Raw genomic sequence first — 20,498 nt, 5'->3', positions numbered from 1 at the left:
GTGATTTATTAATAAAACTTCAATATTTTACTGAATATGATAATTTCATCTGTACTAAAAACATTGAAATTTATGTTATCTTAGCAAGAGTCATAAAAATCAAAATCACAAATAAATGTCACAAATTACTCAAGAAGAAAAGAAAGAAAAGTTTGTACATCCAATACAAGAAGTATACACTCCCAAAAATAAAGTGCGAATTGTAACCGCAGCGGCTTTGTTTGATGGGCACGATGCGTCGATCAATATTATGCGCCGTATCATTCAGGCAACGGGTTGCGAGGTAATCCATTTAGGTCACGATAAATCTGTTGAAGATGTTGTAAATACAGCGATTCAGGAAGATGCAAATGCAATTGCAATGACATCTTACCAAGGAGGGCACAACGAATATTTCAAATATATGTACGATTTGCTTCAAGAAAAAGGAGCAGGTCACATCCGCATTGTAGGTGGAGGTGGAGGTGTAATTTTGCCGTCAGAGATTAAAGAATTGATGGATTATGGAATTACACGTTTATACTCTCCTGATGATGGTAGAGAATTAGGTTTGCAAGGAATGATTAATGATATGGTAGAGAAAGCAGATTTTCCGACAGGGGCATTAGAATTACCAGAAGGAAAAGATGTGTATCAATCATTAGAAGATAAAGACATCACGACGATTGCGCGATTAATTTCGTTGGCTGAAAATCGTGAAGAAGACTTTTTAAAAGCATTTGATTTCGATAAAGTAGCTGATAAATCTGCACCAGTTTTAGGAATTACGGGAACAGGTGGAGCAGGAAAATCGTCGATGGTTGATGAATTAGTTCGTCGTTTCTTGATTGATTTTCCTGAAAAATCAATTGCCTTGGTTTCTGTTGATCCATCAAAAAAGAAAACAGGTGGCGCTTTGTTAGGCGATCGTATTCGTATGAATTCTATCAACAATCCTCGTGTTTATATGCGTTCGTTGGCTACTCGTCAATCAAATTTAGCGTTATCTAAATATGTAGAGGAAGCAATTCAGGTGTTGAAAGCAGCGAAATATGATTTGATTATTTTAGAAACTTCTGGAATTGGTCAGTCAGATACCGAAATTTTAGATCATTCTGATGCTTCATTGTACATTATGACACCGGAATTTGGTGCTGCAACGCAATTGGAAAAGATTGATATGTTAGATTTCGCTGACATTGTTGCGATTAACAAATTCGATAAACGTGGTGCTTTAGATGCGTTGCGCGATGTAAAAAAACAATATCAACGTAATCATAATTTGTGGGATGTAAATCCTGATGAAATGCCAGTTTTTGGTACAATTGCTTCTCAATTTAACGATCCAGGAACCAATCAATTATACAAATCAATCATTGATAAAGTTGTTGAAAAAACAGGTGCCGATTTGAAATCATCTTTTCAAATTACAAAAGAAATGTCTGAAAAGATTTTTGTTATTCCACCTTCAAGAACGCGCTATTTGTCTGAGATTTCAGAGAATAATCGTGGATATGATGTGCGTGCAAATGCGCAGAGAGATGTTGCTCAAAAACTATATGGTTTCTTTAAAACAATTGAAACACTTTCTGGAAAAACGCCAACGATTTCTCAACACGGGATTGATATTTCTGGAACTGATAATGCTGATTTGGTTAAAGTTCTTTTAGCTGAATTTGATAAATTAAAAATGAATTTAGATCCTTTCAACTGGGAAGTAATTACGACTTGGGATGAAAAGGTAAATAAATATAAAAATCCAGTTTATACATTTAAAGTGCGTGATAAAGAAATTAAAATTCAGACACATTCTGAGTCTTTATCACACTTACAAATTCCAAAAATTGCGTTGCCAAAGTACGAAGCTTGGGGCGATATTTTACGTTGGGTTTTACAAGAAAATGTACCGGGAGAGTTTCCATTTACTTCAGGATTATATCCTTTCAAACGTGAAGGCGAAGATCCAACGCGTATGTTTGCTGGTGAAGGTGGTCCGGAAAGAACCAATCGTCGTTTCCATTATGTATCGAAAGGAATGCCTGCAAAGCGTTTGTCTACAGCGTTTGATTCGGTAACATTGTATGGAAATGATCCTGGTCATCGTCCTGATATTTACGGAAAAATCGGTAATGCCGGAGTTTCGATTTGTTGTTTAGATGATGCGAAGAAATTATATTCTGGTTTCGATTTATCGCATCCAGCAACTTCGGTTTCGATGACGATTAATGGACCAGCACCTATGTTGTTAGGTTTCTTTATGAATGCCGCGATTGATCAAAATTGTGAGAAATACATCAAAGAAAATGGTTTAGAAGCTGAAATTGAAGCAAAAATCAAAGCTATTTATGAAGATAAAGGTTTGGAAAGACCTCGTTATAATGGCGATTTACCAGAAGGAAATGATGGTTTAGGATTGATGCTTTTAGGTGTAACGGGAGATCAAGTTTTACCTGCGGATGTGTATGCTGAAATTAAGAAAAATACGTTAGCTCAAGTTCGTGGAACGGTTCAGGCAGATATTTTAAAAGAAGATCAAGCACAAAATACGTGTATTTTCTCAACTGAATTTGCGTTGCGTTTAATGGGTGATGTGCAAGAGTATTTCATCAACCAAAATGTACGTAATTTCTATTCGGTTTCTATTTCGGGTTACCATATTGCAGAGGCAGGAGCGAATCCTATTACGCAGTTAGCTTTTACGTTAGCAAACGGATTTACGTATGTTGAGTATTATTTATCTCGCGGAATGGATATCAATGCGTTTGGGCCAAACTTATCGTTTTTCTTCTCGAATGGTATCGATCCAGAATATTCAGTAATAGGTCGTGTAGCACGTAAAATTTGGGCAAAAGCCTTAAAGAATAAATACGGAGCTAATGAGCGTGCGCAAATGTTGAAATACCACATTCAAACTTCGGGTCGTTCGTTACACGCACAAGAAATTGACTTCAATGATATTCGTACAACGTTACAAGCTTTATATGCAATTTACGACAACTGTAACTCTTTGCATACCAATGCGTATGATGAAGCAATTACAACGCCAACAGAAGAATCTGTACGTCGTGCAATGGCTATTCAGTTGATTATCAACAAAGAATTAGGTTTAGCAAAAAACGAAAATCCAATTCAAGGTTCGTTTATAATAGAAGAATTAACAGATTTAGTAGAAGAAGCAGTTTTACAAGAATTTGATCGTATTACAGAGCGTGGGGGTGTTTTAGGAGCGATGGAAACGATGTATCAACGTTCTAAAATTCAGGAAGAATCATTATATTACGAAACATTGAAACACAACGGAACGTTCCCAATTATTGGTGTAAATACGTTCTTAAGTTCAAAAGGTTCGCCAACCGTGGTGCCTGCGGAGGTGATTCGTGCGACTGAGGAAGAAAAACAGTTCCAAATTCACACCAAAGAAAATTTGAATAAAATTAATGAACAACAAGCTGAAAGTGCATTAGAAACTGCGCAACAAGCAGCTGTTAACAATCAAAATATTTTTGAAGTGTTGATGGAAGCTACCAAAGTTTGTTCGTTAGGACAAATTACTTCTGCCTTGTTCGAAGTAGGTGGACAGTATCGTAGAAATATGTAAGAAATATAGTTATAATATTGTTTTAAGCCTTGTCGAAAGACAAGGCTTATTTATTTTTAATTAATTTGTAAATTTCAAACATGAAAGATTTCCTACTCAAAAAAGATATACAAATTTCTGCAAAACGATATTTTATCGATGCAATGGGCGCAATGGCTTATGGTTTATTTGCAACTTTATTGGTTGGTACAATTTTGAAAACCATTGGTGAAGAATTAAATGTTTCTTTTTTAACTGATATTGTTTGGCCAGTTGCAAATCAAGCGACAGGACCTGCGATTGCATTGGCGATTGCTTATAGTTTACGAGCACCTCAATTGGTGTTATTTTCGTCAGCAGTTGTAGGAATTGCAGCGTATCAATTAGGTGGGCCTTTAGGCGTTTTCATCGCGACAATTGTAGCGGTTGAGGTAGGAAAAATGGTTGCAGGCGAAACCCGAATAGATATTGTCATTACACCGATTATTACTGTTTTGGTTGGAGTAATTTTAGCACAAATCATTGGTCCTTCTGTTCAACAAATGATGAAATGGATTGGTGAAATAATTATGCTATCAACCGATTCAAATCCTTTGATAATGGGAATTGTAATTGCTGTAATTGTTGGTATGGTTTTGACTTTGCCAATTTCATCGGCTGCTCTGTGTCTAATGTTAGAATTAGATGGTTTAGCTGCTGGTGCTGCAACAATAGGTTGTTGTGCGCAAATGATTGGGTTTGCAACAATCAGTTTTAAAGATAATGGTTTGAAAGGTGTTTTAGCGCAAGGATTAGGAACAAGTATGCTGCAAGTACCTAATATTTATAAAAATTGGAAAATTTGGATTCCGCCAACTTTGGCTTCAGCTATTATTGGTCCAATTGCAATTATTTATTTCAATATGGAAAATACAGCTTTAGAATCGGGGATGGGTTCTTGCGGTTTAGTTGGTCAAATAGGAACTTTCAATGCTATGAAATCGAAATACGATACATCATATATATTAACGTCAATCTTGATTTTGCAAATCATTGCTCCAGCAATTATTTCATATTTAATTTACATTTTTATGAAAAAGAAAAACTGGATAAAAGACGGTGATATNNGGTTAAACATTAAAATAATAAAGAATCCCTTTCTTTAATAATACAATTAAGAAAGAGATTCTAACTATTAAAGACATAATAAATGAAAAGATTTTTACTGCTTTTTGATAATTGTATTGTTGTTTCCCTCAATTATTTGAGGTAATTTACCATTTTTAGATAAAGCTTTACGATAATATAATGTATTTCCTTCGCCAGCTAATTCAGCAGAAGTTAATCCATTAACAGATATTGTATTATTTGTTCCCATGATCTCAACTTTAGTACAATCTCCTTTCAAATTGATCACATGTCCACTTCCACCAACTTCTACTTTTTGTCCCTTACAATCTAACGTTAGTTTTTTATTATTTCCATCAATTTCTATCTGTGCAAAAGAAAGGTGACTAATAAATAACATCGTAACAGCACATAATAATTTATTCATTTTCATTGTGATTTATTTTTTGGTTACTTTTTAGAAATCAAGAATCGTGCACTTTCAATTAATAAAATCTAACTTTACAAAAATTTAACAGAATGACTTTAGTTGAGCTAAAACAATTGTTTTTAGATAAATTGGAATTACTATATGATAAAGAAGAAGCTTCTCATATTTTCATGATTTATGTAGAAGATAAGTTGAATCTTGATTTATCTAGCCAAGTTGAAATTGAATTAACGACTGAAATTTTATCCGATATAGAACAATTAAAAAAAGGTCAACCGATACAGCATATTACTGGAAAAGCTTTTTTCTATAATGATTTCTTTTTTGTAAATGAGAATACATTAATTCCTCGTCCTGAAACGGAAGAATTGGTCGAATTAATTAGAAATGATTATGCTCAAAATCAAGATATTTCTATGATTGATTTAGGGACAGGAACAGGATGTATTCCTATTTCGTTGGCAAAATTATTTCCAAATGCAAAATTTTCTGCATTAGATATTTCTGAAAATGCTTTGAAAATAGCACAATTAAATGCTGAAACTTTAAAAGTTAATATAAATTTTTATCAGAATAATTTACTGGAGGACATTCAATTAAACCAGAAATTTGATGTGATTATTTCAAATCCTCCTTATATCCGAAATCTTGAAAAAGAAGAAATGCATCAAAATGTTTTAAATTTTGAACCTCATTTGGCGCTTTTTGTTGAAAATGATGATGCTTTAATTTTTTATGAAAGAGTAATAGATTTTGCTAAAAATCATTTGAAAGAGAATGGAAAAATTTATTGCGAAATCAATCAATATTTGGGAGAAGAAACAAAACAATTATTCCAAAAGTTTTATCAAAATGTAATTATTCACAAAGATATTTCTGGAAATGATCGTATGTTAAGTGCTTCTAATCAATAATTATTTATAAAAATCTTGTTTTATTTTCTGAAAAGATTTAATTTTAATTCAATAATCGTTCGCAATTTGGTATTAAAATTGTTAGAATTGATTCTATTATTAAAACAATTAAATAAACAACTATGAAAAAATTATTTGTATTANNAAAAGCGAAAGTAGATGAAGCAAAAAAAGCTTTAGATGAAGCAAAAGCGAAAGGTGATAAAGCTGCAACAGAAGCTGCACAAAAAGCTTATGACGATGCTAATAAAGCGTGGATTGATGCAAAAGCTGCTGTAAATAATGCTGCTCAAGATGTAAAAGATGGAGTGAATAATGCAGTAGATAAAGTAGATGCAAAAGCTTCGCAAGCGAAAGAAGATATCAATACAGCTGCAAAAGATGCAAAAGCTGATATTAATGCGGCAGCAAAAGATGTGAAAGCAGAAGCGAAAGAAGCTGGAGAAAAAGCAAAAGAAGGATATAACAATACGTTAGATAAATTAAAAGCGAAATAATTTCAAAATAATTATTGCTAACTTAGCCTTGAGAAATCTCAAGGCTATTTTTTTATGTTAAATTTTAGAGAAGCAACAAAGACAGATGCGTTATCAATTGCAAAATTGATGATGTTAGCAATGGATAAAATCGTTTATGATTTTATCGGAAAAACAGATTATGAAGAAGGAGTTAACTTCTTGAAAAAATTAATTGAACAAGAAGAAAATCAATATAGTTATCAAAATACAGTTGTTGTAGAATATGATAAGCAATTTGCTGGAACAACAACTTTTTATGATGGAGGAAAATTAGAAGAACTTCGAAAACCTGTTTTAGAATTATTGAAAAATGATTATAACCAAATTATTCATCCGCAAGATGAAACACAAGTAGGTGAAATATATATTGATACCATTGCAGTTTCCGAAGATTTTAGAGGAAAAGGAATAGGTTCTAAAATATTGGATTATTTGATTGATAAAATAGGAAATAAGCAAGGTAAAACTTTAGGTTTATTGGTTGACTTTACAAACCCGAATGCAAAGAAATTGTACGAAAGAAAAGGTTTTGAAGTGGTAGGAGAAAAAATGTTGATGAACGAAAATCATGAACATATGCAATACAAACCAAAATAATAGATAATAAAAAAGAGCTTTTTTCAAAGCTCTTTTTTTATTTCATTACCCCTAATTGAGTTAAGATTTTTTCTTCGTACGGATCGATTGTAAATTGTTCAAATTTTACAAAATCTTTTCCATCTTTTAAGTAACCTAATTGATAATTTTGACGAATAACAGCTTGATTTTCGAAACTTTCTAAAATTGGTAATTCAGAAATTGGATTTAAAATTAGTTCGTTTTTGGTAGAAATTAAACCAAAATGCATCAAATAATTCTCTTTTGATAAGAAATATGGAAAATAAGCTAATACATCTGGACGCTCAACTTTTAGTGAAGTAGCTTCTCCAAAAGTGGCAAAATTTTGATCGACAGGTGTTAAATATTCGTATTGATAAGCTATAATCAACTGATTATTTTTATTAATCATTCCCCATTTTCCTTCTTTTTCAACTCCAGCCAAACCAGCTCTAAAATCTGTACAACCATCATATTCGAACGGGATCACAACTTGATTTAATAAATCAATAAAACCCCATTTTCCGTCTTTTTTTACAGCACAAATATTCTCAATAAAATCACTCGTTAAATCATATTCGAACGGAATCAAAATTTGGTTAGATTTTGTGATAATTCCCCACTTATTTTCTTTTTGCGCGCTGTAGGCATTAACAGTTGTGAGCACAAGTTTTTGATATTCGAATGGAATAATTACATTTCCTTCTTTATCTATTAAACCAAATTGATTATCAATAGATATTGGTGCCAAATTGTTGCGATCGAAAACAGTTAATTCTTCAAATGTCGTTGTTTCCTTGTGAACAAAATCGTCAAATTGGTCGGTATCTTTTGGTGATATTTTAGTCATAATTCTATAATTCGATGCAAAATTAATTATTCAAAAATTAATAGTTTATATATAAATTTTAAAATATCCGATTTTAAACACTTTTTGTAAATTTAATTCTTATTTTTGTGAGAAAGCTTAAAGTATAACCTATGAATATTTTTACTAAACTATTTTTAACCACAACTGTTATGGCGAGTAGTTTTGCTGCTGCTCAACAAGATAGTATAAACATTACTAATTTACCAACTACAATTAATAAAGATTATTCTTTTGAAGGAATATGGAAAATTTCTAACGACGGAAATACATCTAACTATAAAATTTCTGGAGGAAAATTGACAAATTATTCTAACAAAACAAGTCAGACTTTATTTCTTGATTTATATTTTGCTCCATCAAAAACATCTGTAGATTTATATAATTTACCGAATAAAATCAATACAAATGCACAATTAGGGAATTTAGAAGGTAACGGAACTAGTTTCAATAATGTGATTGTAACATTCAAAGGGGCTGATGTACAAGCTTTATCGCAAGGAGAATATACACCAATTTTATTATTGAAAGAAAAAGAATCTGGTTCTATTTTGAACTATAAAGTACTAAGCAATAAAATTTCATTAGAATCTAATAATATATTGATAGATAAAGTTATACAAAATGTTGAATTACCAAAAGTAACAGAAGATAATACTTTGGCTTCAACAAAGGATATAGATGCCACTTTATCTGATATCTATACCCCTGTAGAAAGCTCTTTAGATATTGAAAATGCCAATAAAAAATTAAAATTAGCAGGTATTTGGAAATTAGAAATTGATTTTAATACTTTGATGGTAACTGTTAACGGTATCAATAATTCAATTCAAAATTTAAACTCTAAACCGACAAATAAATTAAAGCTATTGGTTTATTTTTCAAAACAAAATATAGTTAATGAAAAAGAAATTGATGGATTTGAATTATTAAATTTTGATGTCTATCCAGTTTCAGGAAATACCAAAGCTGAAAAATTAAGTTTTACTTCTAATATAACGAAACTAATACCTGCTGGTGAATATTATCCTATTTTAGTTCTTACAGAGAAAAATGATGAAGGAAACTACATTATAAAATCTACATTAGGGTTAGGTGAAAAATATATTTGGAAATAACTTATATGATTATTTTGAAAAAGGCTNNAATTAATTTTAAGCCTTTTTTATTATATTATTTCTCATTAAAGTTCCACATGAATATCTTTCGTAGTGGCTTCTTTTTGAGAAGTTTTATATTTTGTATCATAGTTCCAAATAATTTTATCTGAAATGATTTTTCTTTTAAGATTAGTTTCTGCATTATATTCAGAAAAGAATGATTTTGTAATCTTTGAACTTTTTCGCAATTTCATTCGCCAGATTTTCAACACCTTATTTATTTGTCAAAGTTCGATTACGTTATTATACCATCCAAAATAATGATGAATATCTTGTATAAAACTAGCTCTAACTTGATTAGTTTGCTTATCAGTCGCATTCCAAGTATGTGGAGTGAATTGTATTAAAATATTGAATTGTAATTATTTAAATTGTTTTTAAATTGTCTTTTCATGAAACACTAATAGGAGTTAAAGTTTACAATTTTTTCGTAGTAGCTGGTTGTAAATTGAGAATGGTAAAATAGTTATTTCAAAAATGTAGACAAAAAGAAAGCCACTCAATTTGAGTGGCTTTTCTACTTATTTTGAATAGATAAATTATTTATCTAAAACTTCCATATCAAAATATAAAGTTGCATTTGGTGGTACAACACCTCCAGCACCTCTTGATCCGTAACCTAATTCAGCAGGGATAATTAAGAAAACTTTAGAACCTCTGTTGAACATTGTTAATGCTTCCATCCAACCTTGGATTAATCCTGTTACACCAACTGTAGCGTCTAATGGTTGATTGCGATCGTAAGAAGAATCTAATTTTTCACCATCGTTTAAACGTAAAGTATAATGTACTTGAATTGGATCTCCTTGAACTGGTTTTGCTCCGTTACCTTCTTCTAAAATTACATATTTTAATCCAGAAGGAGTTGATTGAGCTTTTGCTTCTAATTCTTTTTGACGAGCAATTTCTGCATCTTTTTCAGCTTTTGCTTTCGCTTCAGCTTCAGCTTGTTTTTTTGCGTGATTTGCTTTTGCAGCTTCAAATGCTTCAGCTCCGTTGTATTTAGCATATTTATCACCTTTACGAGCGATTTCTACTTTCTCAATTACAACTGGAACAACTGGTTTATCACTTGGCGTTTTTTCTACATTTGCAATAGAATCAACTACATCTAAACCTTCTACAACTTGTCCGAAAATAGTGTGACGTCCGTCTAACCATGGTGTAGGAACTTCTGTGATGAAGAATTGAGAACCGTTTGTAGCTGGTCCTGAATTTGCCATAGATAAAACACCTTTTTTATCGTGTTTTAAAGTTGGTTCAAACTCATCTTCGAAATCGTAACCAGGTCCACCTGTACCAATTCCGTCTGGATCTCCACCTTGAATCATGAAATCTTTGATCACACGGTGAAAAATGATTCCATCATAAAAAGGAACTCCTTTTGCTTTTGCTTTATTTTCTTTTGTACCTTCTGCTAATCCAACAAAGTTAGCAACCGTCATTGGCGCTTCTTCTTCGTATAATTTGATTGTCATTGCACCATGATTTGTTGTCATTTTTGCATACAATCCGTCTTCTAAACTTTTAAATTCTTCTTTACTCATCGATTTTGGAATTTTAACGCCACAACTAACAAGGGTAGTGATGACAGTTAAGATTAATAATATTTTTCTCATTTTAACTTTACAGTCTTTGTGTTTATTAGTGTTTTTTTATTTTCAAAACTTTTACATCCATAATAATAGGCGAGTCTGGCGCAATTTTTTGCGTATCGCCATAACCTCCATAAGCTAAAAACGAAGGTAACAATAATTTAGCAGTTTCACCTTCAGGAATTAATTGTAAACCAGCTTGTAAACCTCTCACAATATCAGCTTTTCCTAAAATTATTTTCTGAATTTTATTATCGTTAAACGAATATAAAATGTTGTTTTCGATATCAGTTACTTGATATTCAAATTCGATATAATCTCCATTATTAGCTGTTTGAGCTGTTCGTTGACCACTATTCGAAATCCAAAAACCCGAACTCGTTTTAACAAATTTTAGGTCAGATGTTTTCATATAATCATCAAACCATTGCAATTCTTCTTGATGCAATAATTTTCCACGCTCTTGCGAACGTTTCATAAAATCATCATTAGAATATGAAACGGGATATTGTATCACTTTTTGATCACAACTCATTAACGCAAAAACAGCGAAAGTGAATAAAATAACTTTTTTCATTAGATAACGATACTAGCTAATTTTTCTTGATATTCTGGTAAAAGTGATTGGAAATAAGCAATTGTTTCTTCCATATTCATATCCGAACGACCTCCAGCCGCATTCATATGACCACCGCCATTAAAATGTTTGCGAGAAAATTCATTCACATCAAAATCACCTTTAGAACGTAACGAAATTTTAATGAAATTATGATGTGTATCTTCAATAAAAATTACAGAAAAGATAAAATTCTCTACACTCAAACCATAATTTACAAAACCTTCTGTATCTCCTTTTTGAAAACCATTTGCTAATAAATCTTCGCGTTTTAAGAACATGAAAGCTGTACGATGTTCTGGTAAAAAAGTTAGATTATTTAGGGTTAATGATAACAATTTTAAACGTCCTTGCGTTTGCGAATCGTTAACATACGAAGTCACTTTGTCAACTTCTACACCTTTATCAATCAATTCTGCCACAATTCTGTGCGTATCTGCCGATGTATTACGAAAACGGAATCCACCTGTATCCGTCATTATTCCAGTATAAATACATTCAGCAATGCCTTTGTCAATTTTATCCAAATCATTCATCGCTTCGATAAAATTATAAACCATTTGACAAGTCGCTGGCATTTCGATATCCGAATACATAAAATCAAATGTATCTGGTTCGCGGTGATGATCGATTAATATTTTTGGCGCTTTCGAACGTTCAACCCAGTTTCCTAAGTCATCAATTCGTTTTACAGTATTAAAATCTAAGATAAAAATCAACTCAGCTTGATGTATAATTGCTTCGGCAACTTTTGGTCGGTAATCTGCAATTACAATATCTTTTGCTGAAGGCATCCATTTTAGGAACTTCGGAAAATCGTTTGGTGAAACAATGTTACACGTGTGTCCCAATTTATTCAAATAATGATACATCGCCAATGTAGAACCTATCGCATCTCCATCAGGATTTTTGTGCGGTAGAATTGCAATTTTCTTTGGTGTTGATTTTAAAAGAGTTTTTAACTCTTCGAAATTTGTCATTTGCATAGTTGCAAAGATAAACAAACAACTGATATTGTAAATTGCTTTGAAGAAGAAAACTGCAAAATTTAAATGAATTATTTATTTTCAATGTGCATATTTTGTTGATGAATTGTTATAATTCCGTTTTATGATTATTAAAAATAAAATCAGAATAATAAAAAAATGTAAAACAAATATTAATTCGATTATATTTGTTGATATAACTTATAATCAACTATATAATAAATCTAATTATGAAAAAGACTACTTTTTTAGCAATCCTATTAGGAGGGATTGCTTTTGGACAAGAGTTTTTACAACCATCAGATGCATTTTCGCATAAAGAAATTGTTTATTTAACATTAGCAGATGGTACAGAATTACAAGGAACTGTAGATGATATTGACCGAAAAAAAGGTTTGATAGAGGAAATTGTAATTAAAGATGGTAATAATAAAAAGATAAAACTGAAGCCCGAACAAGTTAAATCGATGTATTTGATGCCAACAAAGTTGAATAAACTTACAAAAATGTCAGAAGCATTACATGAAGTGAATAATTATGCAGATAAAAGATTGAATAATGCCTTGACTGGTCAAGGATATGTTTATTTTGAGAATGTTCCTGTTATGGTTAAGAAAAAAAGAACGAATATGTTAATGCAACTTCTAAATCCAGATTTCAGTTCTACAATCAAAGTATATCATGATCCTTATGCAGGTGAAACGACTTCTTTAGGTTTTGGAGGTATTAAAGTTGCTGGATGAATTGATAAATCTTATTATATTTCAAAAGATGGAGAAACAGCGTATAAAATAGAGAAGTCTGATTACAAAGACGCTTTTATTCCAATGTATCAGTCATGTCAAACGTTAGTAGATAAATATAAAAGTGATATTTCTTGGAGAGATTTAGAGAAACATGTATATGAATTTTCTACAATTTGTCAAGAAAAATAAATTTAAGCATTAACGATAAGATGAATTCATAAAAACAAGAAAACCTCCAAATTTGGAGGTTTTCTTGTTTTTATGAAACGTTATAATTTATAAATCTCTTTTCTTGATAATTAATAAGGATAAACCAAGAAATAAAATGATGTAGAAAACATTTGCAGCAAAATATTCCCATTGTAAATGATCCGCAACAAATAATTTTCCTTCCATAATCGCTTTTTGTATATCTACAGAAGGATAATCAACTATTTTTCCGTTTGAGTTTAGTGGTAAATAATTAGTTAAGATTTTAATTTCTTCAGGATTTTTTGGAGGATTTTTACCAAAACGCACTAAAAATTCAACAACTTTAGCAACAGATTCTATAATATTCAAAACAATTAAAGATAAAATCGCAAAAGCACTTTTCTTTAATAAAAATGATAAAAACATGGCGAAAACAATGTAAGCGAAGATTTCGACGAAATATCCACCTAAGAATTCAATTCCGTTTACAAAATCAAATTTTTCGCTAAAAATAGAACCTAATGCAAAAACTAAAACGCCAACTAAAAATGTAGAAATCAATGTTATCACAACGTTCATCAAAACTTTAGTGTTAAGAAACTCTGTTTTCGATAAACCATCAATTGTATTTTGTTTGAAAGTTCCGAAAGAATATTCGTTGGTAATATTATTAATGACAATAATAGCTAAAAAGAATTTTCCAAAACCAATTAACCACGTAATATTATGCCAAATTACAGGAAACTCTAATGCTCCCAATTTGATTAAATCAACTTCAATTCCATTCATATTTGGTTTGAAATTTGGCAACGTAATTCCCATTAACAGAATCATCACGAAGTATAAAATAATGAAAATTCGTGTTCCTTTGTTGTAGAATAATTTATTCCATTCTATGCTAAATAATCTTTTCATGTTAGTTCTGTTTTTGGATTAATTGGAAAAATTGTTGTTCTAAAGATTCTTTACGTTTTACCAAATGATTTACGATAATCCCTTGTTCATAAAGCATTTTGTTGATTTCTGCAGGATCTTTTTCTTCTGATAAAACAGCAAAAAGTTTGTTATTCTCTTTGGTAACTTTCGAAACGAATGAGAACGTTTTTAATGTATATTCCAAACTTTCCATATTTTGCGCAGCAACTTCAATGCTTCCAAAACTCGAATTCATTTGATCTACAGAACCCGCATAAAGCATTTTACCTTGATTAAGAACCACCACATGCGAACATACTTTTTCTACTTCGTCCAATAAATGGCTTGCTAAAATAATTGTTGTGCCTTGTTGTGCAATTTTAATAATCAATTCACGAATCTGAATAATTCCTTGCGGATCTAAACCATTTGTAGGTTCGTCTAAAATCAACACTTCAGGATCATTTAACAACGCAGCCGCAATAGCCAAACGTTGCTTCATTCCCAACGAATATTGTTGAAATTTATCTTTTTTACGAGAAAGTAATCCGACTAATTCAAGCTTTTCGTCAATTTTTGCGTAATTAACTTCTTTAATATCCGCAACAATTTCAAGATTTTTTTCTGCTGATAAATAAGGATAGAATTTTGGACTTTCGATAATTGCTCCAATTTTTTTCAACGAATCGTTATCTGGTTCCTTATCGAACCATTTCCATGAACCCGCTGTAGGATTGATCACATTAAGAATCATTCCTAATGTTGTCGATTTTCCACTTCCGTTTGGACCAAGTAATCCATAAACGTTTCCTTTTTCTACCGAAAAAGTGACATTGTTGACCGCTGTAAAACTGCCAAATTTTTTTGTAAGTTGATTAATTTCAAGAACTTTATTCATAGTAGTTGAATTTGTTTTCTTTATATGTAGAGTTTTTCGTTAATTTGTTACAATTTAGAATTAATTTAAATAAAGTAGTTGATCTATTTTAAACATGGGCTTGGCTGTATGCAGAAATTGTTGCAAACATCGAATTCGGAAAGCATCCATGTTCTAAAAATATACGCGTTTACACATATTCTGATGAAACCAACACGATATATTCCGACCCGTGTTATCGAATAATTAAAGCTCAATTTGCAGAATAATTGAGTAGGGAATGAATAGGTTATGTTGCTCCATCACCTTCAAAAGACAAATAAAAGAATGAAAAAGACACTTTTGGCAGCTTTATTATTCGCTGCATCTTATGCACAGGCGCAGACAAACTCGTTGATGAACGGCGAGTTCTGGAAGGGCAAACCTACATTGACCGTTGTTAAAGCAGAAATCAGCAAAGGAAATAGCCCTTCTCAGCCGAATGCGGCATCCTTTGATCCGGTCACTATGGCTATATTAAATGGTGCTCCGACTGATGTCGTCAAATTCATGATCGAACAAGAAGGGAATAGTGTAACCAAGAAGACACATCACAGCCGTAGTTATTTACACTGGGCAGCGTCAAGTGGAAATGCTGAATTGGTCGATTTTTTAATAGCGAAGGGATCTGATGTCAATTACCAAGATAGCCATGGTTACCCAATTGTCGCTTATGCAGCTTCAACAGGAAATACAAATACTGCTGTGTATGATGCCTTGTTTAAAGCAGGTGTGAATCCCAAACAGAAATATGAAGGTGGTGCAACTTTGATGATGCTTGCAGCGTCTGCAGACAAGGACCTGGCATTGACGGATTATTTCATAAAAAAAGGATTATCTATTCAAGATAAAGATGAGTCGGGCCGTACGGTAACGGATTATGCTGCTAAACTTGGAAATACCGCGCTTATGGAGAAATTCATCGCCCGTGGTGTAAAGCCAACCAACAATGCGTTGTTTTTTGCGACTCAAGGTTCTAGACAAGCTTCTAACGGTTTGGCGGTTTATACCTATTTGGTTGAAAAGTTCAAATTGGATCCTAAGGCGGTAAATAAGGAAGGTGCTACGGTACTGCATGCTTTGGTTCGTAGGCCAGATATGGATGTGATCAATTATTTTTTGGATAAAGGTGTAGATGTCGCAAAAGCTGACAACGAAGGAAATACGGCACTTATGGTGGCTGCTAGTGGTAAAGATGCTAAATTGGTCGAGTTGCTGCTTACTAAAGCGAAAAATGTGAATGCTGTAAATGAAAAAGGAGAATCTGCATTGACTAAAGCAATAGCAAATGGAACTCCTGAAGTAGCTGCGGCATTGGTTAAAAATGGAGCCGATACCAAGGTATTGGATAAGGAGGGCAATAACTTAGCGTTCTATTGGTTTAATTCTTACAAGGAATTGCCACAGGGGGGAAGACCAGGTGGTCAGGGAAATGTGTCACAAGGGGATGAGTTTAAAGAAAAATTAGCGATCCTTAAGACGAACGGATTGGACGTTAATGCTCCGCAAAAAAATGGTAGTACATTGTATCATTTGGCAGTAGCCAAAGAGAATGTGAAGCTTATCCAGAAAGCTAGCGAACTTGGAGTAGACATTAACGCACAAGATAAAGAAGGAACGACGGCACTACATAAGGCAGCTCTCCTAGCTAAAGACGATTCCATATTAAAAACATTGGTTTCGCTTGGTGCAAAAAAGGAATTGAAAACAGAATTCGATGAAACAGCTTATGACCTGGCGAAAGAGAACGATTTCTTAGCTAAGTCCAATGTGCAGCTTGACTTTTTGAAATAAGACAACATCGTATTTCAGTGGTATTTCTAATCATATCGATGAAAGATCCCGATAAATAATAGAAATATTGGTAACGTTGAACGGACTACGGATACCTTAAAATTAGATACAATTGAAGATGAATAACATATTTAAAACAACGATAGCCACTCTTTTATTTTCAATGGCAGCCCTAAGCTCTTTCGCACAGGCAGCTAAATATAAGTGCATGATCCAAATGAATGCCTACGAAGGTGAGAAAGCCTACGTCGTGATTTCACTGATTAATCCTAGTGGAGCTTACGAAAAAACACTCGCCGTATTGGGATCTGATAAGCAATGGTATAATACGATCAAGGAATGGTACAAGTTTCAAAATAAGACCAAAGAGAAGCTAAATGCGGTGACGGGTGCGTCAGTTGGTGGCGGTGACCGTGCCATGCGTACATTGGATATTGACGAATCGAAGTTCAACAAAGGGTATAAACTCCGTTTTGAATCTGCTGTAGAGGAACAAAAATATCATACTGCCGATGTTGAAATCCCTTTAACAAAAGAAGCCATTACCGAAAAAGCGAACGGCAAGGGATACATCAAACTTGTCAAGTTAAATAAAATACAATAAAAGAGGGGTAAAAATGCTGGTATCTATTTGGAGGTATGCACATTTAGCCTTAGCTATTGTTTCTTCTGTCTTTTTACTTTTATTATCGATAACTGGCGTAATATTGGCCGTTGACGCTGTCAACGAAAAAATTCCACCTTATCGGGTTGAACATATTGAAACTTTAAACCTGNNCGATTTCGGTAGATCACAATCAATTTGTGAGTATTGATGCCATAGACGCTGATGGCAATACCGTGAAGGGTTATATTGATCCGAATACCGGGCGTCTGCTTGGTCCCCAATTGAATAAGTCCCAATTTATTCAATGGGTTACAGCTTTACACCGCTCGCTCTTTCTGAAAGTGACCGGCCGGGTGATTATTGGTGTGGTTTCATTTCTGTTGTTTCTTATTACTATTTCAGGAATTGTTCTGATTGTTAAGCGTCAACAGGGCGTTCGACACTTCTTTGCCAAAATCAATCGGGACTTTTTTGCCCAGTATTTCCACGTTGTTTCAGGACGTTTATTTTTGATACCAATTTTGATATTGGCCCTAACTGGTACCTATTTATTCCTGGTACGTATTGAAATCTTAAAGAAGCCGAATCAAACCATCGAATATTCCAATAAGATGAAGGAAGATATCGAATTGGAGGTGGCAAAATTTTCAATATTCCAAAATACAAAACTTGTTGATTTGAAGACCTTGGAGTTTCCGTTTATNNGAAGGCGATCCTGACGAATATTTTGTATTGAAGCTTCGCGATCGGGAATTGACCATCAACCAGTTGAATGGAAGCTTGCATAAAGAAGTCAAGTACCCCTTTACTGCATTGGCCGAAGAGTTGTCTTTGGACCTTCATACGGGTAAGACCAATATTATATGGGCTATTGTACTGGGGCTCGCATCGTTGAATATTGTGTTCTTTATTTATACAGGGTTCGTCATTACATTCAAGCGCACGCGTACAAAAATCAAGAATAAATATAAACCTGAAGAAGCGGAGATTGTTATTCTTTTCGGAACGGAAAATGGAAGCACGCTGTTTTTCGCCAATCAGATCCATAAACAGCTCTTGGCGGATGGGCAAAAATCGTTGCTGCTCGGAATGAACCAATATCAGTGCTTTCCAAAGGCAAAACACTTGCTTGTGTTTACTTCGACATACGGGCTAGGAACAGCACCCTCCAATGCACTTCAATTTGAACAAAAGCTCAATAGCCATCCACAAAAACAAGATGTACAATTTTCGGTTCTCGGCTTTGGTTCAAAAGCCTATCCCGATTTTTGTGCTTATGCGCGCGAAATTGATTGTTTACTAGAAAAACAAGGTTGGGCTTCGCGTTTAACAGACTTACATACCGTTAATGATAAGGATGTTGATGAACTTATTTCATGGATACATGACTGGTCTTCGCAGGCCACTATTGCACTCGCTTCTGCACCAGCTATTTATAGTGCTAAAGTTGTCGGACTGACGAAATTTAAGGTGGTAGCGAAGTCTGCTGTTTCAGCGACTAACACGACCTTTACTTTAGTGCTGAAGCCTGCAAGTAAAATTAACATGCAATCGGGCGATTTATTGGCAATCTATCCCGCGCAAGATCAACGTGAACGTTTTTATTCGATCGGCTACAAAGATGGAATGGTGCAGCTCGTGGTGAAATTGTTTCCTGATGGATTTGGTTCTAGCTTCCTCTATCGATTGGAAACTAATCAAACCCTCCAGGCACGTGTCATGGTTAATCCAAGTTTTCATTTCCCGAAAGCAGCAAATGCAGTCGCTTTAATTGCCAATGGTACAGGGGTAGCACCCTTTCTTGGCATGATTTCAGAAAATGAAAGTAGGACGCCTTTGCGTCTGTATGCTGGTTTTCGCCATCGAAATGAAATGACTGCGCACTATGTGGATTTTGCTGATGAGCAGATAAAGCTGGGACATCTGCAGCAGCTTGAACTGGCTTTTTCGCGCGAGGAAAATCCACAATATGTCATGGACCTGATCCGTCGGGATGCGCTATATTTTGTCGAATTGCTTGAAAAAGGAGGTTGTGTATTGCTTTGTGGTGCATTGCGTATGCAGCATGATGTTGAACATACTTTAAATGAACTTCTCCTGGCGCATGTCGGCAAAACTATTGCCGACTACAAAGAAAGTGGACAAATCTTAACGGATTGTTATTAGTAAATTGATGGTACAATGGTAAATCCCGTCACGAAGACTACTTTTGGTATAGATCGNNACCCTTATGGGCTCTGTTTTTGAAATCAGCTTGGTAGATCGGGATAGCGCGATTACAAATCAGCATATCGATGAAGTCATCTCCGAAATAGATCGAATAGAAAACCTGATTTCAGAATGGCGTCCGCAAACCCAAATAGCAGCGGTGAACCGCAATGCAGGGATTAAGCCCGTTAAGGTGGATAGGGAAGTTTTTGAATTAACAAAGCGAGCGATCCAGTATGCTCAAAATTCAGGCGGAGCCTTTGATATTAGTATTGTTGCCTTGGATAAAGTTTGGGTATTTGATGGTAGTATGACCACGATGCCTACGGAAGATCTGGTTAAAAGGTCTGTCGCCAAGGTGGGCTATCAACACATCCGTCTCGACAGTGCATCTTCGACAATTTTTCTGGAATTGCCCGGTATGAAGATCGGTTTCGGCTCGATCGGGAAGGGCTATGCTGCTGATCGTGGCAGGGACATGATGAAGGCAAAAGGAATTGAAGCAGGTATAGTTAATGCTTCCGGAGATCTTTCGGCTTGGGGAAACCCACCCCGGGGGGACGCCTGGAAAGTGGGTGTAAACAATCCGTTCAAACCCCATCGAATGGTCAAAGTTCTTCATTTGAATGAAATGGCCGTAGCCACTTCAGGCAGCTATGAGAAATACGCGGAGATCAATGGGAAACGGTATTCACATATTATAAATCCAGTGACAGGTTATCCAGCTACGGGATTAACTTCAGTGACGATTTATGGACCTTCCGCCGAGATTG

19 protein-coding genes are annotated in these 20,498 nt (G+C 33.9%); 11 read left to right on the top strand and 8 right to left on the bottom strand.

The window, feature by feature from the left end:
• The first annotated feature begins 115 nt into the window (after window positions 1-115).
• On the top strand, window positions 116-3,577 hold the full coding sequence (locus tag B4H69_RS06965; RefSeq protein WP_291093266.1) for a methylmalonyl-CoA mutase family protein: 3,462 nt from the start codon (window positions 116-118) through the stop codon (window positions 3,575-3,577).
• A gap of 80 nt (window positions 3,578-3,657) precedes the next feature.
• Window positions 3,658-4,701 carry a PTS transporter subunit IIC gene (locus B4H69_RS06960; protein WP_291093264.1) on the top strand — a complete coding sequence of 348 codons (1,044 nt, stop codon included), beginning with the start codon at window positions 3,658-3,660 and terminating at the stop codon, window positions 4,699-4,701.
• Window positions 4,702-4,757: 56 nt separating this feature from the next.
• On the opposite strand, the gene B4H69_RS06955 is transcribed toward B4H69_RS06960, so the two are convergent.
• Window positions 4,758-5,090, bottom strand: a complete 333-nt coding sequence (locus B4H69_RS06955) for a DUF3060 domain-containing protein (protein ID WP_160279610.1) — start codon at window positions 5,088-5,090, stop codon at window positions 4,758-4,760.
• A 92-nt stretch (window positions 5,091-5,182) separates the two neighbouring features.
• Here B4H69_RS06955 and prmC point away from each other — a divergent pair, with 92 nt between their 5' ends.
• Window positions 5,183-6,007 carry a peptide chain release factor N(5)-glutamine methyltransferase gene (gene prmC, locus B4H69_RS06950; RefSeq protein WP_038336710.1) on the top strand — a complete coding sequence of 275 codons (825 nt, stop codon included), beginning with the start codon at window positions 5,183-5,185 and terminating at the stop codon, window positions 6,005-6,007.
• A 551-nt stretch (window positions 6,008-6,558) separates the two neighbouring features.
• Window positions 6,559-7,122, top strand: coding sequence for a GNAT family N-acetyltransferase (locus B4H69_RS06945; protein WP_038336711.1), 564 nt, complete (start codon window positions 6,559-6,561; stop codon window positions 7,120-7,122).
• 37 nt (window positions 7,123-7,159) lie between these two features.
• Here the strand turns inward: B4H69_RS06945 and B4H69_RS06940 are convergent, their stop codons facing one another.
• The gene (locus B4H69_RS06940; protein ID WP_291093261.1) at window positions 7,160-7,972 is read right to left on the bottom strand and encodes a WG repeat-containing protein; all 813 of its coding nucleotides are present in this window, start codon (window positions 7,970-7,972) and stop codon (window positions 7,160-7,162) included.
• Window positions 7,973-8,103: 131 nt separating this feature from the next.
• Between B4H69_RS06940 and B4H69_RS06935 the strand changes: the two genes are divergently transcribed.
• Window positions 8,104-9,108: a hypothetical protein gene (locus tag B4H69_RS06935; protein WP_291093259.1), complete on the top strand. Its 1,005-nt coding sequence runs from the start codon at window positions 8,104-8,106 to the stop codon at window positions 9,106-9,108.
• 65 nt (window positions 9,109-9,173) lie between these two features.
• On the opposite strand, the gene B4H69_RS06930 is transcribed toward B4H69_RS06935, so the two are convergent.
• From B4H69_RS06930 to B4H69_RS06915, 4 genes are all read right to left on the bottom strand, one after another.
• Window positions 9,174-9,344 carry a hypothetical protein gene (locus B4H69_RS06930; protein ID WP_180904612.1) on the bottom strand — a complete coding sequence of 57 codons (171 nt, stop codon included), beginning with the start codon at window positions 9,342-9,344 and terminating at the stop codon, window positions 9,174-9,176.
• Window positions 9,345-9,689: 345 nt separating this feature from the next.
• The gene (locus tag B4H69_RS06925; protein ID WP_244957946.1) at window positions 9,690-10,769 is read right to left on the bottom strand and encodes a peptidylprolyl isomerase; all 1,080 of its coding nucleotides are present in this window, start codon (window positions 10,767-10,769) and stop codon (window positions 9,690-9,692) included.
• Window positions 10,770-10,794: 25 nt separating this feature from the next.
• Complete coding sequence (locus tag B4H69_RS06920) at window positions 10,795-11,322, bottom strand: FKBP-type peptidyl-prolyl cis-trans isomerase (protein ID WP_180904611.1); 528 nt, start codon at window positions 11,320-11,322, stop codon at window positions 10,795-10,797.
• Window positions 11,322-12,347, bottom strand: a complete 1,026-nt coding sequence (locus tag B4H69_RS06915) for a DHH family phosphoesterase (RefSeq protein ID WP_180904610.1) — start codon at window positions 12,345-12,347, stop codon at window positions 11,322-11,324. Before B4H69_RS06915 ends, B4H69_RS06920 begins: the two co-directional genes overlap by 1 nt.
• Window positions 12,348-12,577: 230 nt before the next feature.
• Here B4H69_RS06915 and B4H69_RS06910 point away from each other — a divergent pair, with 230 nt between their 5' ends.
• The gene (locus B4H69_RS06910) at window positions 12,578-13,090 is read left to right on the top strand and encodes a hypothetical protein (RefSeq protein WP_180904609.1); all 513 of its coding nucleotides are present in this window, start codon (window positions 12,578-12,580) and stop codon (window positions 13,088-13,090) included.
• Between the two features lie 279 nt (window positions 13,091-13,369).
• Here B4H69_RS06910 and B4H69_RS06905 read toward each other — a convergent pair whose 3' ends face one another.
• Window positions 13,370-14,200, bottom strand: a complete 831-nt coding sequence (locus tag B4H69_RS06905) for an ABC transporter permease (RefSeq protein WP_180904608.1) — start codon at window positions 14,198-14,200, stop codon at window positions 13,370-13,372.
• Between the two features lies 1 nt (window position 14,201).
• Window positions 14,202-15,098 (bottom strand): ABC transporter ATP-binding protein, encoded by an 897-nt coding sequence (locus B4H69_RS06900; protein ID WP_180904607.1) that lies wholly within the window; start codon window positions 15,096-15,098, stop codon window positions 14,202-14,204.
• A gap of 306 nt (window positions 15,099-15,404) precedes the next feature.
• Between B4H69_RS06900 and B4H69_RS06895 the strand changes: the two genes are divergently transcribed.
• The 5 genes from B4H69_RS06895 to B4H69_RS06880 form a co-directional block, all read left to right on the top strand.
• Window positions 15,405-16,910: an ankyrin repeat domain-containing protein gene (locus B4H69_RS06895; RefSeq protein WP_070568301.1), complete on the top strand. Its 1,506-nt coding sequence runs from the start codon at window positions 15,405-15,407 to the stop codon at window positions 16,908-16,910.
• Between the two features lie 118 nt (window positions 16,911-17,028).
• Window positions 17,029-17,514 (top strand): DUF2271 domain-containing protein, encoded by a 486-nt coding sequence (locus B4H69_RS06890; protein WP_070567915.1) that lies wholly within the window; start codon window positions 17,029-17,031, stop codon window positions 17,512-17,514.
• Window positions 17,515-17,714: 200 nt separating this feature from the next.
• Window positions 17,715-18,236, top strand: coding sequence for a PepSY-associated TM helix domain-containing protein (locus B4H69_RS16450; protein WP_349679658.1), 522 nt, complete (start codon window positions 17,715-17,717; stop codon window positions 18,234-18,236).
• Window positions 18,237-18,249: 13 nt separating this feature from the next.
• Window positions 18,250-19,683: an NADPH cytochrome P450 oxidoreductase family protein gene (locus B4H69_RS06885; RefSeq protein ID WP_349679657.1), complete on the top strand. Its 1,434-nt coding sequence runs from the start codon at window positions 18,250-18,252 to the stop codon at window positions 19,681-19,683.
• A gap of 64 nt (window positions 19,684-19,747) precedes the next feature.
• On the top strand, window positions 19,748-20,498 hold a 751-nt coding region (locus tag B4H69_RS06880), incomplete at its 3' end, for an FAD:protein FMN transferase (RefSeq protein WP_291093249.1).

Origin of the sequence: Empedobacter sp. UBA6745, from assembly GCF_002453775.1 — a bacterium.
In the GTDB taxonomy this organism is placed as follows: Bacteria; Bacteroidota; Bacteroidia; order Flavobacteriales; family Weeksellaceae; genus Empedobacter; species Empedobacter falsenii_C.
The sequence above is the reverse complement of the archived record's forward strand: the minus strand, read 5'-3'. Positions and strand labels throughout refer to the sequence as shown.

What these genes read in the sequence shown, in the direction of transcription:
- B4H69_RS06900 (WP_180904607.1), bottom strand. Translation starts at nt 15,098, where the DNA reads ATGAATAAAGTTCTTGAAATTAATCAACTTACAAAAAAATTTGGCAGT.
- prmC (WP_038336710.1), top strand. Translation starts at nt 5,183, where the DNA reads ATGACTTTAGTTGAGCTAAAACAATTGTTTTTAGATAAATTGGAATTA.
- B4H69_RS06930 (WP_180904612.1), bottom strand. Translation starts at nt 9,344, where the DNA reads ATGAAATTGCGAAAAAGTTCAAAGATTACAAAATCATTCTTTTCTGAA.
- B4H69_RS06915 (WP_180904610.1), bottom strand. Translation starts at nt 12,347, where the DNA reads ATGCAAATGACAAATTTCGAAGAGTTAAAAACTCTTTTAAAATCAACA.
- B4H69_RS06965 (WP_291093266.1), top strand. Translation starts at nt 116, where the DNA reads ATGTCACAAATTACTCAAGAAGAAAAGAAAGAAAAGTTTGTACATCCA.
- B4H69_RS06935 (WP_291093259.1), top strand. Translation starts at nt 8,104, where the DNA reads ATGAATATTTTTACTAAACTATTTTTAACCACAACTGTTATGGCGAGT.
- B4H69_RS06890 (WP_070567915.1), top strand. Translation starts at nt 17,029, where the DNA reads ATGAATAACATATTTAAAACAACGATAGCCACTCTTTTATTTTCAATG.
- B4H69_RS06925 (WP_244957946.1), bottom strand. Translation starts at nt 10,769, where the DNA reads ATGAGAAAAATATTATTAATCTTAACTGTCATCACTACCCTTGTTAGT.
- B4H69_RS06905 (WP_180904608.1), bottom strand. Translation starts at nt 14,200, where the DNA reads ATGAAAAGATTATTTAGCATAGAATGGAATAAATTATTCTACAACAAA.
- B4H69_RS06940 (WP_291093261.1), bottom strand. Translation starts at nt 7,972, where the DNA reads ATGACTAAAATATCACCAAAAGATACCGACCAATTTGACGATTTTGTT.
- B4H69_RS06910 (WP_180904609.1), top strand. Translation starts at nt 12,578, where the DNA reads ATGAAAAAGACTACTTTTTTAGCAATCCTATTAGGAGGGATTGCTTTT.
- B4H69_RS06955 (WP_160279610.1), bottom strand. Translation starts at nt 5,090, where the DNA reads ATGAATAAATTATTATGTGCTGTTACGATGTTATTTATTAGTCACCTT.
- B4H69_RS06945 (WP_038336711.1), top strand. Translation starts at nt 6,559, where the DNA reads ATGTTAAATTTTAGAGAAGCAACAAAGACAGATGCGTTATCAATTGCA.
- B4H69_RS06920 (WP_180904611.1), bottom strand. Translation starts at nt 11,322, where the DNA reads ATGAAAAAAGTTATTTTATTCACTTTCGCTGTTTTTGCGTTAATGAGT.
- B4H69_RS06895 (WP_070568301.1), top strand. Translation starts at nt 15,405, where the DNA reads ATGAAAAAGACACTTTTGGCAGCTTTATTATTCGCTGCATCTTATGCA.